This window comes from Rhizobium phaseoli, from assembly GCF_010668805.1.
GTDB classification, from domain to species: Bacteria; Pseudomonadota; Alphaproteobacteria; order Rhizobiales; family Rhizobiaceae; genus Rhizobium; species Rhizobium phaseoli_A.
The window spans coordinates 263,723-276,632 of sequence record NZ_WUFT01000007.1 but is presented as its reverse complement, the minus strand read 5'-3'; the positions used below and the strand labels follow the sequence as shown (position 1 = coordinate 276,632).

The 12,910-nt window shown below is 60.8% G+C and carries 14 protein-coding genes and 1 tRNA gene; 12 read left to right on the top strand and 3 right to left on the bottom strand.

The features are described 5' to 3' along the window. The first annotated feature begins 207 nt into the window (after positions 1 to 207). From GR197_RS13445 to GR197_RS31985, 4 genes are all read left to right on the top strand, one after another. Complete coding sequence (locus GR197_RS13445) at positions 208 to 657, top strand: phasin family protein (protein ID WP_164010182.1); 450 nt, start codon at positions 208 to 210, stop codon at positions 655 to 657. Positions 658 to 786: 129 nt separating this feature from the next. Then, positions 787 to 863: transfer RNA gene (locus GR197_RS13440), tRNA-His, on the top strand. Between the two features lie 93 nt (positions 864 to 956). Continuing rightward, positions 957 to 1,394, top strand: a complete 438-nt coding sequence (locus GR197_RS13435; protein ID WP_164010181.1) for a DUF4174 domain-containing protein — start codon at positions 957 to 959, stop codon at positions 1,392 to 1,394. 49 nt (positions 1,395 to 1,443) lie between these two features. Next, on the top strand, positions 1,444 to 1,611 hold the full coding sequence (locus GR197_RS31985; RefSeq protein ID WP_204330186.1) for a hypothetical protein: 168 nt from the start codon (positions 1,444 to 1,446) through the stop codon (positions 1,609 to 1,611). Here the strand turns inward: GR197_RS31985 and GR197_RS13430 are convergent. Beyond that, positions 1,608 to 2,489 (bottom strand): LysR family transcriptional regulator, encoded by an 882-nt coding sequence (locus GR197_RS13430; RefSeq protein WP_164010179.1) that lies wholly within the window; start codon positions 2,487 to 2,489, stop codon positions 1,608 to 1,610. The two genes, GR197_RS31985 and GR197_RS13430, sit on opposite strands and share 4 nt — an antisense overlap. Then, a complete protein-coding gene (locus tag GR197_RS13425; RefSeq protein WP_164010177.1) occupies positions 2,486 to 2,800 on the bottom strand; it encodes a putative quinol monooxygenase in 315 nt (104 codons plus the stop codon). Before GR197_RS13425 ends, GR197_RS13430 begins: the two co-directional genes overlap by 4 nt. 175 nt (positions 2,801 to 2,975) lie before the next feature. Here GR197_RS13425 and GR197_RS13420 point away from each other — a divergent pair, with 175 nt between their 5' ends. The 8 genes from GR197_RS13420 to GR197_RS13385 all read left to right on the top strand — a co-directional run bounded on the left by GR197_RS13420 (position 2,976) and on the right by GR197_RS13385 (position 11,648). Beyond that, the gene (locus tag GR197_RS13420) at positions 2,976 to 4,472 is read left to right on the top strand and encodes a CoA-acylating methylmalonate-semialdehyde dehydrogenase (protein ID WP_164010175.1); all 1,497 of its coding nucleotides are present in this window, start codon (positions 2,976 to 2,978) and stop codon (positions 4,470 to 4,472) included. A 213-nt stretch (positions 4,473 to 4,685) separates the two neighbouring features. Next, positions 4,686 to 5,168, top strand: a complete 483-nt coding sequence (rirA, locus tag GR197_RS13415) for an iron-responsive transcriptional regulator RirA (protein ID WP_164010173.1) — start codon at positions 4,686 to 4,688, stop codon at positions 5,166 to 5,168. A gap of 360 nt (positions 5,169 to 5,528) precedes the next feature. Continuing rightward, the gene (locus tag GR197_RS13410; RefSeq protein ID WP_007633190.1) at positions 5,529 to 7,124 is read left to right on the top strand and encodes an ABC transporter substrate-binding protein; all 1,596 of its coding nucleotides are present in this window, start codon (positions 5,529 to 5,531) and stop codon (positions 7,122 to 7,124) included. Positions 7,125 to 7,210: 86 nt separating this feature from the next. Next, on the top strand, positions 7,211 to 8,215 hold the full coding sequence (locus GR197_RS13405) for an ABC transporter permease subunit (RefSeq protein WP_164010171.1): 1,005 nt from the start codon (positions 7,211 to 7,213) through the stop codon (positions 8,213 to 8,215). 9 nt (positions 8,216 to 8,224) lie between these two features. Further along, positions 8,225 to 9,115 carry an ABC transporter permease subunit gene (locus tag GR197_RS13400; protein ID WP_164010169.1) on the top strand — a complete coding sequence of 297 codons (891 nt, stop codon included), beginning with the start codon at positions 8,225 to 8,227 and terminating at the stop codon, positions 9,113 to 9,115. Further along, complete coding sequence (locus tag GR197_RS13395; protein WP_164010167.1) at positions 9,115 to 10,131, top strand: ABC transporter ATP-binding protein; 1,017 nt, start codon at positions 9,115 to 9,117, stop codon at positions 10,129 to 10,131. Before GR197_RS13400 ends, GR197_RS13395 begins: the two co-directional genes overlap by 1 nt. After that, entirely contained in the window at positions 10,128 to 11,081 is a 954-nt protein-coding gene (locus GR197_RS13390; RefSeq protein ID WP_164010165.1) for a peptide ABC transporter ATP-binding protein, read from the top strand. The genes GR197_RS13395 and GR197_RS13390 overlap by 4 nt, the downstream gene beginning before the upstream one ends. 27 nt (positions 11,082 to 11,108) lie before the next feature. Then, entirely contained in the window at positions 11,109 to 11,648 is a 540-nt protein-coding gene (locus tag GR197_RS13385) for a gluconokinase (protein WP_164010163.1), read from the top strand. Here GR197_RS13385 and GR197_RS13380 read toward each other — a convergent pair. Beyond that, positions 11,638 to 12,885 (bottom strand): NAD(P)/FAD-dependent oxidoreductase, encoded by a 1,248-nt coding sequence (locus GR197_RS13380; protein ID WP_164010161.1) that lies wholly within the window; start codon positions 12,883 to 12,885, stop codon positions 11,638 to 11,640. The genes GR197_RS13385 and GR197_RS13380 overlap by 11 nt on opposite strands. Positions 12,886 to 12,910 lie beyond the last annotated feature (25 nt).

The window sequence follows — 12,910 nt, the reverse complement described above, 5'->3', positions numbered from 1 at the left end:
CCTTGTCGCTGTCGGCCTTCTTAAATTAACGGCTTATTAATAACTGCGGGGCGCATGCGGGTCCAGAAGAGGAGGGGGTTTTCGGCCGGCAAGGTTAACGTCTTGTGCATCGCACAATAAATGTTGCAATGCACAATGAAATGTCTTATATAAGCATCATCCCAACTATTGCAGGCAGCGACTGCCTCAGCCCAAAGGATGCGACCCATGGCTACCATAAAGACCGACGACGTTTTTTCAATCGCTTCTTTCGACCCGTCCAAGTTCTCGGAATCCTTCCGTGAATTCGCCGAAAAGGGCGCTCAGCAGTCGAAGGACGCCTATGCCAAGCTGAAGACCGCTGGCGAAGAAGCCGGCAAGACGCTCGAAGCCACCGTGCAGACCGCACAGGCCGGCACCGTCGAACTCGGCCTGAAGGCGATCGACATTCTGCGCGTCAATTCCGAGAACTCGCTGTCGCACTTCGAAGCGCTGCTCGGCGTCAAGTCCGCCGCCGAATTCTTCGAGCTGCAGACCTCGTTCATCCGCAAGCAGGCTGAGCTGACCGTCGAACAGGCGAAGTCGATACAGGAAACCACCAAGCAGGTTGCCGAAAAGCTGGCAAAGCCTTCCAAGGAAGCAGCCGAAAAGGCCATGGCTTCTTTCAAGGTTGCCTGATCGGTCTTTTCGATCGAAGACAAAAGGCTGGACCCCACGTCCAGCCTTTTTCTATATTGACGCGGAATGGGGCTTGAATTCATCGCCAAGTCCTCGTATGTGACCCCCGTCGCGCCAAGCGCGATTTATGCGGTTGTAGCTCAGTTGGTTAGAGCGCAGGTTTGTGGCACCTGAGGTCGGAGGTTCGAGACCCCCCAACCGTACCATTTTCTCCACGATCAGAATGAAAACCCGGCTGCTGTTCTTTAATGGAACCCATGCCGTGTCGGACCGTTCTCCAAGTTAACGGGAGAATATGCATGTCGAAAACCCTTCTCTACGGCGCGACCAAAATCGACGAGACCAACAGCGCTTATGCGCCGGTTGAAAGTCTTGCGGCCTTCCAGTGGAAGAACCGCGTCTTCGTTGTTTTCGCCGACAAGGACAATGCCCGCGCCGCCCGCCAGGAAAATCAGCTTTTGGCCGACCGTTCAGCCCTCGACCAGCGTGATCTGGTGGTGCTCAAGATATCGGGCGCAGGTGTCCGGCCACTCTTCGGTGGCGCGGACGGCCTTGACGGCGAGGCGATCCGCCGCGATCTCGAGGCTTCGGAGATTGGCGAATTCGCCGCCTTCCTTGTCGGCAACGATGGCACCGTGAAGCTCAAACTCAGCAAGCCGATCACCGATGGCGAGCTTTTCGCGATCATCGACAGCATGCCGATGCGCGCTGCCGAATCGCTGAAGCCGGACAGATAGTCCCGGCTCATCGTCAGTTTAATCCAGCATCATTAAAAGGGAGGCGGTCATGTCCCTGCCCAACGAACCTATTCCCGATCAGCCGCCGATGCCGGTGCCCGGCTGGAAGCCGATGCCGCCGATCACCGAGCCCGAGCCGGACAGGCTGCCCGACGAGGCGCCGGTTCCCAATCCAGACGAGAACGACGAGCCGGCAAAGCACGTAGGCCGCCTTTAAAGAAAGATCTGTCGCTCGGCGCTAACGAGTTCCTGCAGGAAATCGACAACGCTCCTGACGCGTACGAGGTCGCGCGCCGTTTCGTGATAGGTCGTCCAATAGGCGCGCCGGATCGAAACCTCCGGCAGGATGCGCTGGAGCTCGGGATATTGCCGGGCAATATAATCGTGCAGGATGCCGATGCCGGCGCCGGATCGGACCGCCTCCGTCTGCCCGATCGCCGTCGAAATTTCGAAGCCCGCATCCCAGCTTCGCATCACCTCGCCGGAGAAATTCAGTGAGGCGGTGAAGATCAGGTCTTCGACATAACCGATGCGCGGATGTGCTTTCAGCGCGTCGATATCAGCGGGTGTGCCCCGGGAGGCGAGATAGTCGCGCGAGGCATAGAGGCCGAGCGTATAGTCGGTGAGCTTGGAGGAGACGAGCCGGCCTTGTTCGGGCCGTTCCAAAGTGATTGCGATATCCGCCTCGCGCTGCGACAGCGAGAAGGAGCGCGGCACCGGCACGAGCTGGATCTTCAGCGCCGGATGACGCTCGATCAGCCGGCCCATGCGCGGCGCAAGAAAGGAAACACCGAACCCATCCGGCGCGCCGACGCGCACCGTGCCGGCGATCGCCGTATCGGTGTGGCCGAGCTTGGCTTGCGCCGCGAGCATTTCCGTTTCCATCCGCTCGGCGGACGCCAGGAACACTTCTCCTTCGGCGGTCAGCTCGCAGCCATTGGTGCGGCGGATGAAAAGCCGTGTCTTCAGCGCCTCTTCCAGCGACGTCAGTCGACGCGAGAGCGTGGCGTGGTTGAGCCCCAGCCGCTTGGAGGCGGCAAGGATCTGCCCGGTGCGGGCGACCGCGAGGAAAATCCGGACATCGTCCCAGTTCATGGCTTGGTCCGCATTGCGATCGGATCGACCTCGATCAGCGTCAGCGATGTCACCATGCCGGCCGTCTCGCTCTTGTATTTGAGGAAATGCGGTGTCCGCAGATGGGCCTCGTAGGCCTGCTGGTCGGCATAGACTTCGAGAATTCGGATGCGGTTTGGATTGTCCCTGATGGCAACAGCGCTGAGCGAAATTACCCCGTCTTCCAGCGCAACGGAGGCCTCGATTTCTTCGGTGAGCAATACGCGGTAGGCTTCCAGCCTGTCCGGATCGATCTCCAGCTCCGCCATTCTGACGACAGGTTCCCGGCGCATCGGTTTGTCCTCCCCTCGGGTTTGACTTGTCCGCACACCGTGCCAAGTTCGGAGCAGCAGCGTCGGACATAACGGCAGAGCTATAATATACGCACAACGGTTACTTATATCAGCGCATTGATTTGTGCAAATTGAAGTGCGATTGTGGGTCATCCAAAAACAGGAGGAACATCCCATGCATGAGATCGGTCATTTCATCGGCGGCAAGCAGGTTGCCGGCACCAGCGGCCGCGTCAGCAATGTCTACAATCCGGCAACGGGCGAAGTGCAGGCGACAGTAGCACTCGCAAGCGTCGAGGAATTGCGCGCCGCAGTCGAAAACGCCAAGGCTGCGCAGCCGAAATGGGCCGCCACCAATCCGCAGCGCCGCGCCCGCGTCTTCTTCAAGTTTGTCGAACTCTTGAACAAGCACATGGACGAGCTTGCCGAAATGCTCTCCAAGGAGCACGGCAAGACGATCGAGGATGCCAAGGGTGACGTCATCCGCGGCCTCGAAGTCTGCGAATTCGTCTGCGGCATTCCGCATTTGTCCAAGGGCGAGTTCACCGAGGGCGCCGGGCCGGCGATCGACATGTATTCGATCCGCCAGCCGGTCGGCATCGGCGCCGGCATCACGCCCTTCAATTTCCCCGGCATGATCCCGATGTGGATGTTCGCCCCGGCGATTGCTTGCGGCAATGCCTTCATCCTGAAGCCCTCCGAGCGTGATCCTTCCCTGCCGATCCGCCTCGCCGAACTGATGATCGAGGCCGGCCTGCCGGCTGGCATCCTCAACGTCGTCAATGGCGACAAGGGTGCGGTTGATGCGATCCTCACCGATCCGGATATCGGCGCCGTCTCCTTCGTCGGCTCGACGCCGATCGCCCGCTATGTCTATGGTACCGCGGCGATGAACGGCAAGCGCGCCCAGTGCTTCGGCGGCGCCAAGAACCACATGATCATCATGCCGGACGCCGATATGGATCAGGCCGTCAACGCGCTGATGGGCGCAGGCTACGGCTCGGCCGGCGAGCGTTGCATGGCGATCTCGGTTGCCGTTCCGGTCGGCGAGGACACCGCCAACCGCCTCGTCGAAAAGCTGATCCCGAAGATCGAATCGCTCCGCATCGGCCCCTACACCGACGACCAGGCCGACCTCGGCCCGCTCGTCACCAAGGACGCTTATAACCGGGTTCGCGGTCTTATCGACCGCGGCGTCGAGGAAGGTGCCAAGCTCCTCGTCGACGGCCGCGATTTCAAGCTCCAGGGTTATGAAGACGGCTACTTCGTCGGCGGCTGCCTGTTCGATGACGTCACGCCCGAGATGGACATTTACAAGACCGAGATCTTCGGACCGGTTCTCTCCGTTGTTCGCGCCCAGAACTACGAAGAAGCGCTGTCGCTGCCGATGAAGCACGAATACGGCAACGGCGTCGCGATCTACACCCGTGACGGCGATGCTGCCCGCGATTTCGCCTCGCGCATCAATATCGGCATGATCGGTATCAACGTTCCGATCCCGGTTCCGCTCGCCTACCACTCCTTCGGCGGCTGGAAGGCCTCGAGCTTCGGCGACCTCAACCAGCACGGCACGGACTCGATCAAGTTCTGGACGAAGACCAAGACCGTCACCGCCCGCTGGCCCTCCGGCATCAAGAGCGGCGCCGAATTCGTCATGCCGACGATGAAGTGATCTGACGATCAATCGATCTGCAATTCGGGGGCCTTTTTGGCCCCCGTTTTGTTCGACCTGTTGGAACGGAAGTTCGGCACCCGAGTCCTCGAGCAGGATTCGACGTCGCGGCAAATGGCCCCATAAGCTGAATGCAAATTTCATATTTTGGAATTGTTCAAAACTACCAAACCGCCTATATAGGTCCGAACAGGCACGAGTCAGGAGATCGGCATGCGGTTGACGAAGCAGACCAACTATGCGGTTCGCATGTTGATGTATTGTGCTGCCAATGACGGGCACCTGAGCCGGATTCCGGAAATCGCCAGGGCTTACGGCGTTTCCGAACTGTTTCTTTTCAAGATCCTCCAGCCGCTGAACAAGGCCGGCCTGGTCGAAACCGTGCGCGGCCGCAATGGCGGCGTGCGCTTGGGCAAGCCGGCGGCCGACATCACGCTCTTCGACGTCGTTCGGGTGACGGAAGACAGTTTCGCCATGGCCGAATGCTTCGAGGATGACGGCGTGGTCGAATGCCCGCTGGTTGACAGCTGCGGCCTGAATTCGGCGCTGCGCAAGGCGCTCAACGCCTTCTTCGCTGTGCTGTCGGAATATTCCATCGACGACCTCGTCAAGGCGCGCCCGCAGATCAATTTCCTTCTCGGAATTACCGGCGAGCGGCCATATCGCAAACCCGCGATCGTTGCGCCCGCCGCCTGAATCTAAACAGCAGGACAGAGTTTTGAAACCGCGGTTGCCCGACAACCGCGGTTTTTATTTTGCCGGGTCTCGCCGGCGCGGCAAGAGATAAAAATCCGCAGCGTGGCACGCGAATCCGATCGATCGCGACACGCATAAGAGGCGCAATTATCCAGAATACGACGAAATTCGGGACATTTTTATCCGAATATGTCCGAATGAGGCTGATTTTTGACGGAAAATTTCTAAAATTGTCCAAGTGGAAAAATTTTCTGCGTAGCCCGTTGCTTTCAGTAGATAAATATCGTTCCATCGACCGTCGATCGGGATGCCAATCTGCGGTCTCCAGACATCAAAAAAGAACAACCGGGAAACAATATTATGAAAAAGATCTCTGTCATGCTGGCAGCGACGGCCCTGATTTCGGTCATGGCGACGTCGGCCTGGTCCAAGACCCTTGTTTATTGCTCCGAGGGCTCGCCGGAAGGCTTCGACCCGAGCCTCTATACGGCAGGCACGACCTTCGACGCGTCGTCGCGCACGGTCTATAGCCGCCTCGTCGAATTCAAGCATGGCGGTACAGAGATCGAGCCCGGCCTGGCTGACAGCTGGAGCGTTTCGGCCGACGGCACGCAATACACCTTCAAGCTTCATCCCGGCGTCAAGTACCAGACCACCGACTTCTTCACGCCGACGCGCGATTTCAACGCCGACGACGTCGTGTTCTCCTTCGAGCGCCAGCTGAAATCCGACAATCCGTGGAACAAGTATGTCGAAGGCGGTTCCTACGAATACGCTGCCGGCATGGGCTTCCCGGATCTGATCAAGTCGGTCGAGAAGGTCGACGACCTCACCGTCAAGTTCACGCTCAACCATCCCGAAGCGCCGTTCCTCGCCGATCTTGCCATGGACTTCGCCTCGATCGTTTCCAAGGAATATGCCGACAAGCTCGCCGCCGACGGCAAGATGGCGCAGCTCAACCAGCAGCCGCTCGGCACCGGCCCGTTCACCTTCGTCGCCTACCAGCCCGATGCCGTCATCCGCTACAAGGCCAACGAAACCTATTTCAAGGGCAAGGAAAAGATCGACGATCTGGTTTTCGCCATCACCTCTGACGCGGCTGTCCGCGCCCAGAAGCTGAAGGCCGGCGAATGCCACCTAATCCCCTATCCGAACGCAGCCGACGTTCCCGAACTGAAGAAGGATGACAAGCTGACGGTGATGGAACAGGCCGGTCTCAATGTCGGCTTCCTCGCCTACAACACGCAGATGGCTCCGTTCGACAAGCCGGAAGTTCGCCGCGCCCTGAACATGGCGATCAACAAGCAGGCGATCATCGATGCCGTCTTCCAGGGCGCCGCGGCCGTTGCCAAGAACCCGATCCCGCCGACGATGTGGTCCTATAACGACGCTGTTCAGGACGACAAGTACGATCCGGACGCTGCCAAGAAGGCTCTTGCCGATGCTGGCGTCAAGGATCTCAGCATGAAGATCTGGGCAATGCCGGTTTCGCGCCCCTACATGCTGAATGCGCGCCGCGCAGCCGAACTGATGCAGGCGGATTTTGCCAAGGCCGGCGTCAAGGTCGAGATCGTCACCCATGAATGGGCCGAATATCTGAAGCTCTCCTCCGACGTGAAGCGCGACGGCGCCGTCATCCTCGGTTGGACCGGCGACAACGGCGACCCGGATAACTTCATGGATACGCTGCTCGGCTGCGACGCCGTCGGTGGCAACAACCGCGCTCAGTGGTGCAACAAGGAATACGACGAGCTGATGACCAAGGCCAAGCTGACCGCCGATGTCGGCGAGCGCACCAAGGCCTATGAGCAGGCGCAGCTGATCTTCAAGAAGGAAGCTCCCTGGGCAACCCTCGATCACTCGCTCGTCTTCGTTCCGATGAGCAAGAAGGTCACGGGCTTCTTCATGGATCCGCTCGGCATTCACCGCTTCGACGGCGTCGACGTTTCCGAATAACCAGAATAATGTAAGAATGCCCGGCAGAGCTGGGCGCAGCCGGCGGTCAGGATCTCCTGACCGCCGGAAACTATTGGACATCTGCCATGTTGCGTTTTTTCATCGGCCGCCTTGCGGTGCTGATCCCGACATTCCTCGGCGTTTCCCTCATTGCCTTCTCCTTCATCCGCATGCTTCCCGGCGACCCCGTCATGCTTCTGTCGGGTGAGCGCGTCATGGCGCCGGAGCGTCATGCCCAGATCATGCATGATCTCGGCTTCGACCGGCCTGTGTATGTGCAGTATTTCGATTACCTCGGAAAACTGCTGCATGGCGATCTAGGCACCTCGATCGTCACCAAGCGGCCCGTTCTCGGCGAATTCCTGACGCTGTTTCCGGCGACGCTGGAACTTTCGCTCTGCGCCATCATCCTCGCCGTCTGTCTTGGCGTGCCCGCCGGTATCTTTGCCGCCGTGAAGCGAGGCACGTGGTTCGATCAGAGCGTAATGGGTGTTGCCCTGATCGGTTATTCCATGCCGATTTTCTGGTGGGGCCTGCTGCTCATCATCTTCTTCTCCGGCTATCTCGGCTGGACGCCCGTTTCCGGACGCATCTCGCTGATGTATTTCTTCAAGCCGGTCACCGGCTTCATGCTTGTCGACAGCTTGCTGTCAGGCCAGAAGGGGGCGTTTTCCTCCGCCGTCAGCTACCTTATTCTGCCGACCATCGTGCTGGCGACGATCCCGCTTGCCGTCATCGCGCGCCAGACGCGCTCGGCAATGCTCGAGGTTCTGGGAGAGGACTATGTCCGCACGGCGCGTTCGAAGGGCCTGAAGCCATTGCGCGTCGTCGGCGTGCACGCGCTGCGCAATGCGATGATCCCAGTCATCACCACGATCGGTCTGCAGATCGGCGTTCTCCTTGCCGGCGCCATCCTCACCGAAACGATCTTCTCCTGGCCGGGCATCGGCAAATGGATGGTCGATTCCGTCTTCAAGCGCGATTACGCCGTGGTCCAGGGCGGCCTTCTTTTGATCGCCGGCGTCATCATGATGGTCAATCTGATTGTTGATATCCTCTACGGCTTCATCAATCCGCGCATTCGTCATTAGGAGCGGTTCATGAGCACCGTCACCGTCAAAACCGGCCAGCCATCCGCTCTCGCGGAATTCTGGCACTATTTCTCCCGCAACAAGGGCGCCGTCATCGGCCTCGTGGTTTTTACCATCATCCTGGTCGTCGCCGTCTTCGCGCCGCTGTTTGCCCCGCATGAACCGAATGAGCAGAACCGCCAGGTGCTGCTGGCTGTGCCATCCTGGATGGAAGGCGGCAGCATCTCCTTCCCGCTCGGAACCGATGCCGTCGGCCGCGATATTTTGTCGCGACTGATCTACGGCGCGCGCTTCTCGCTCTTCATCGGCGTCGTCGTCGTCACGCTTTCGGTCATTTCAGGCGTGCTGATCGGCCTCGTCGCCGGATATTTCCGCGGCAAGGTCGATACGGCGATCATGCGCCTGATGGATATCATCCTGGCCTTCCCGTCGCTGCTGCTCGCCCTCGTGCTGGTTGCCGTGCTCGGGCCTGGACTTACCAATGCGATGATCGCGATTTCGCTGGTCAACCAGCCGCATTTCGTGCGGCTGACGCGCGCCTCGGTCATATCGGAGCGCGAGAAGGAATATGTCATCGCCTCGCGTGTCGCCGGTGCAGGCACCTTCCGCCTGATGTTCAAGACCATCCTGCCGAACTGTCTTGGGCCACTGATCGTCCAGGCGACGCTCGCCTTCTCGGCGGCGATCCTCGATGCCGCCGCCCTCGGCTTTCTCGGCATGGGCGCCCAGCCGCCGACACCCGAATGGGGAACCATGCTTGCCGAATCCCGCGAGTTCATCTCGCGCGCCTGGTGGGTGGTAACATTCCCGGGTCTTGCCATCCTCATCACCGTTCTCGCCATCAATCTGATGGGTGACGGCCTGCGCGATGCGCTTGACCCCAAGCTGAAGAGGTCGTGATGCCGCTCCTCGAGATTGAAAATCTGACCGTCGAATTCCAGACCTCGTCCGGTCTCTTCCGCGCCGTCGACCGCGTATCGCTTGCCTGCGACAAGGGCGAGATCCTGTCGGTCGTCGGTGAATCCGGCTCGGGCAAATCCGTCGCCATGCTGGCGCTGATGGGGCTTCTGCCCTGGACGGCGAAGATCACCGCCGACCGCATGCAGTTCGACGGCCAGGATCTGCGCGGCATTTCCGGCCGCCAGCGCCGCCGGATCGTCGGCAAGGACATGGCGATGATCTTCCAGGAGCCGATGTCGAGCCTCAATCCGTGTTTCACGGTCGGCTTCCAGCTCGGCGAAACGCTACGCGTCCACATGGGCCTCAACCGCAAGGAGCGCCGCGAGCGCTCGATCGAACTCCTGAACCTCGTCGGCATTCCGGCGCCGGAAGACCGGTTGTCGAACTTCCCGCATCAGATGTCGGGCGGCATGAGCCAGCGCGTGATGATCGCCATGGCGCTCGCCTGCAATCCGAAGCTCTTGATCGCCGACGAGCCGACAACCGCGCTCGACGTGACGATCCAGGCGCAGATCCTCGATCTGCTCGTGCGTCTGCAGAAAGAGCAGGGCATGGCGCTGGTGCTGATCACCCACGACATGGGTGTCGTCGCCGAAACCGCCGAGCGCGTGCAGGTGCAATATGCCGGCCAGAAGGTCGAGGAGCAGCCGGTGAAGGCGCTGTTCCGCGATCCGCATCATCCCTATACAGCAGCCCTGCTCGCCGCCTTGCCGGAACGCGCCCAGGTTGGCCAGCGTCTTCCCTCGATCGCCGGCGTCGTTCCTGGCCAGCACGGCCGCCCGACAGGCTGTCTTTTCGCGCCGCGCTGCGGCTACGCTACGGTCGAATGCGATCGCGGTGTCGTCCGTCAGGGGCCGGAGCTTGGGCTGGCGCTGTGCAATTATCCTTTGAAGGACGGCAAGCCGCTTGGCCATCCCGGCATCATGGCCGTTGAAACTGCAGGAGATCTCGTATGACGGGCGCCGTTCTCGAGGGCAGGGATCTCGCCCGCTTCTACACGGTCAATCGCGGCCTCTTCAAAGCCGATGCCACCGTCAGGGCGCTGAACGGTGTCAGCTTCAGTCTCCATTCCGGCAAGACGCTCGCCGTCGTCGGCGAATCCGGCTGCGGCAAGTCGACGCTCGCTCGCCTGGTCACCATGATCGAGAACCCGACGTCGGGCGAATTGCTGATCGACGGCAAGCCCGCCCATGTCGGCGACCGCAGCCTGCGCAGCCAAGTGCAGATCGTCTTCCAGAATCCTTACGGCTCGCTCAATCCGCGCCAGAAGGTCGGCTCCATCCTCGAAGAGCCGCTGAAGATCAACACCGATCTCAACGCCGCCGCCCGCCGCCGCAAGGTGGAGGAGATGATGGCCCGCGTCGGCTTGCGTCCGGAGCATCACGGCCGTTATCCCCATATGTTCTCTGGCGGCCAGCGCCAGCGCATCGCCATTGCCCGCGCTTTGATGCTGCGGCCGAAGGTGCTGGTCCTCGACGAACCGGTATCGGCGCTTGACCTCTCGATCCAGGCGCAGGTGCTGAACCTGCTGATGGATCTGCAGAAGGAGATGGGACTTGCCTATCTATTCATCTCGCACGGCCTCTCCGTCGTCCATCACATCGCCGACGAGGTGATGGTGATGTATCTCGGCCGGCCAGTGGAAACCGGTCCTGCCGCCGAGGTCTTCGCCCGGCCGCGCCATCCCTATACGGCAGCCTTGCTGTCGGCGACACCGATCGCCGACCCCGACCGCGCCAAGAACCGCATCCGCCTGCAGGGCGAACTGCCGTCGCCGCTGAAACCGCCATCGGGCTGTCACTTCAATCCACGCTGCTGGAAGGCGCAGGACCATTGCCGCCAGGTCTCGCCGGAACTAAGCGGCGAAGGTGCACAACAATATGCCTGTCACTTCCCGCTCGATTGAGCGGGAAATCAAGCTTTGGGAGAAGCCATGCCGGGTGAGCGGATGAATAAAGCCCATGCGATCATCGTCATGGGGGTCAGCGGCTGCGGCAAATCCTCCGTCGGCGAAAAGCTCGCGGGAGCCCTGCACCTGGCCTTCGTCGAAGGCGATGCGCTGCATCCGGCCGCCAATGTCGAGAAGATGTCGAAGGGCATTCCGCTGACCGATGAGGACCGGATGCCCTGGCTCGACCGCATCGGCGAAGACATGAAGGCCTCGCTTGAGAAAGGCGAGGGCATCATCGTCTCTTGCTCGGCGCTGAAACGCATCTATCGTGACAGGCTGCGAGCTGCGGCCGGCGGCAATCTCTTCTTCGTCTATCTCGAAGGCTCCAGGCAATTGCTGACGAAACGGATGGGCGAGCGCAAGGGCCATTTCATGCCGGTGTCGCTGCTCGAAAGCCAACTGGCGACGCTGGAAACGCCGACCGGAGAGCCAGGGGTCGTCACAGTCGATATCGATGACACCATCGAAGGCATCTCGGTCACGGCGCTGAAGGGTCTTGCCGCCCTCGGCGTCACGGCTTGAAGCGCTGCGGCGAATAGGCCGCAATATCAATGAACTGCGTCTCGCCGGTGATGAGTTCGGCAAGCACGCGGCCGGTCACCGGTCCGAGCGTCAGTCCGTGATGGGCATGGCCGAAGGCGAACCATAGGCCCTGATGGCGCGGCGCCTTGCCGATGATAGGCATCATATCCGGCGTGCAGGGGCGGGCGCCCATCCAGGGTTCGGGATCGAGCCTCTCTCCAAGCGGGAAAATCGTGCGGGCCACGACCTCGGCCCGGTCGAGCTGGACCGGCGTCTTTGGCGCATCAAGCGTTGCAAACTCCGCCCCTGTCGTCAGCCGGATGCCGCGGCGCATCGGCGCCATGAGATAGCCGCGTTCGGCATCGAGCATCCAGTTGTTGAGCACGGCATCGCCCTTGGCGGCATAATGCATGTGATAGCCGCGCTTGACGCCGAGCGGGAAGGAATAGCCGAGCCGGCGCGTTGCGACGGCAGCCCAGGGGCCAAGCGCCAGAACCGCATCGTCGGCTTCGAGCGCGCCTTCCCCAGTCATGATCTTCCAGCCGGAGCCGAACTGGCCGAGCGAGGCGGCGTCGCCTGTGACGAACCGGCCGCCGAGGCTTTCGAAATAGCGGCGATAGGCCGATGTCAGCGCATGCGGATCGAGCACCGACCAGGGATCACGCCAGCGGATGCCGCCGGCGAAATCGCCTGCCATGTCAGGTTCCATGCGGGTGATATCGGCCGAGGTCAGGTTGTCATATTCCACGCCGAATTCATTCTGCCACAGTGCGGCCTCTGCAAACGCCTGGTCACGCTTGGCCTCAGTCCGGAAAATCTTCATCCAGCCATCCCTACGGATCAGCGCTTCGGCCTGCGCCGCCTCGATCAGATCCTTGTGTTCGGCAATCGAATTTTCGATCAGCGGCGCGTAGGCCCGGGTGATGACCGCGTGGCGCCGCGCATTGGAATTCCACCAATAACGGGCGAGAAAGCCGACCTGGCTCGGCAGCGTTCGCAGGTGATAATGCGCGTCGATGCGGTTATTTACGGCATAACGCATGAGAAGCCCAAGCTGCTGAGGAAAGCCGTAGGGCGCAACACCTTCGCGCTGGATCAGGCCGGCATTGCCGAAGGAGGTTTCGTTGCCCGGATCCTTGCGGTCGATCAGCGTCACCTGCCGGCCGCGCCGCTGAAGATGGATGGCCGCCGACACCCCGACGATGCCGGCGCCGAGTACGATTGCGTTCTTCGTCATTTCCCCTGCATTCCGCTTTGTTTAT

What these genes read in the sequence shown, in the direction of transcription:
- GR197_RS13445 (WP_164010182.1), top strand. Translation starts at nt 208, where the DNA reads ATGGCTACCATAAAGACCGACGACGTTTTTTCAATCGCTTCTTTCGAC.
- GR197_RS13435 (WP_164010181.1), top strand. Translation starts at nt 957, where the DNA reads ATGTCGAAAACCCTTCTCTACGGCGCGACCAAAATCGACGAGACCAAC.
- GR197_RS31985 (WP_204330186.1), top strand. Translation starts at nt 1,444, where the DNA reads ATGTCCCTGCCCAACGAACCTATTCCCGATCAGCCGCCGATGCCGGTG.
- GR197_RS13430 (WP_164010179.1), bottom strand. Translation starts at nt 2,489, where the DNA reads ATGAACTGGGACGATGTCCGGATTTTCCTCGCGGTCGCCCGCACCGGG.
- GR197_RS13425 (WP_164010177.1), bottom strand. Translation starts at nt 2,800, where the DNA reads ATGCGCCGGGAACCTGTCGTCAGAATGGCGGAGCTGGAGATCGATCCG.
- GR197_RS13420 (WP_164010175.1), top strand. Translation starts at nt 2,976, where the DNA reads ATGCATGAGATCGGTCATTTCATCGGCGGCAAGCAGGTTGCCGGCACC.
- rirA (WP_164010173.1), top strand. Translation starts at nt 4,686, where the DNA reads ATGCGGTTGACGAAGCAGACCAACTATGCGGTTCGCATGTTGATGTAT.
- GR197_RS13410 (WP_007633190.1), top strand. Translation starts at nt 5,529, where the DNA reads ATGAAAAAGATCTCTGTCATGCTGGCAGCGACGGCCCTGATTTCGGTC.
- GR197_RS13405 (WP_164010171.1), top strand. Translation starts at nt 7,211, where the DNA reads ATGTTGCGTTTTTTCATCGGCCGCCTTGCGGTGCTGATCCCGACATTC.
- GR197_RS13400 (WP_164010169.1), top strand. Translation starts at nt 8,225, where the DNA reads ATGAGCACCGTCACCGTCAAAACCGGCCAGCCATCCGCTCTCGCGGAA.
- GR197_RS13395 (WP_164010167.1), top strand. Translation starts at nt 9,115, where the DNA reads ATGCCGCTCCTCGAGATTGAAAATCTGACCGTCGAATTCCAGACCTCG.
- GR197_RS13390 (WP_164010165.1), top strand. Translation starts at nt 10,128, where the DNA reads ATGACGGGCGCCGTTCTCGAGGGCAGGGATCTCGCCCGCTTCTACACG.
- GR197_RS13385 (WP_164010163.1), top strand. Translation starts at nt 11,109, where the DNA reads ATGCCGGGTGAGCGGATGAATAAAGCCCATGCGATCATCGTCATGGGG.
- GR197_RS13380 (WP_164010161.1), bottom strand. Translation starts at nt 12,885, where the DNA reads ATGACGAAGAACGCAATCGTACTCGGCGCCGGCATCGTCGGGGTGTCG.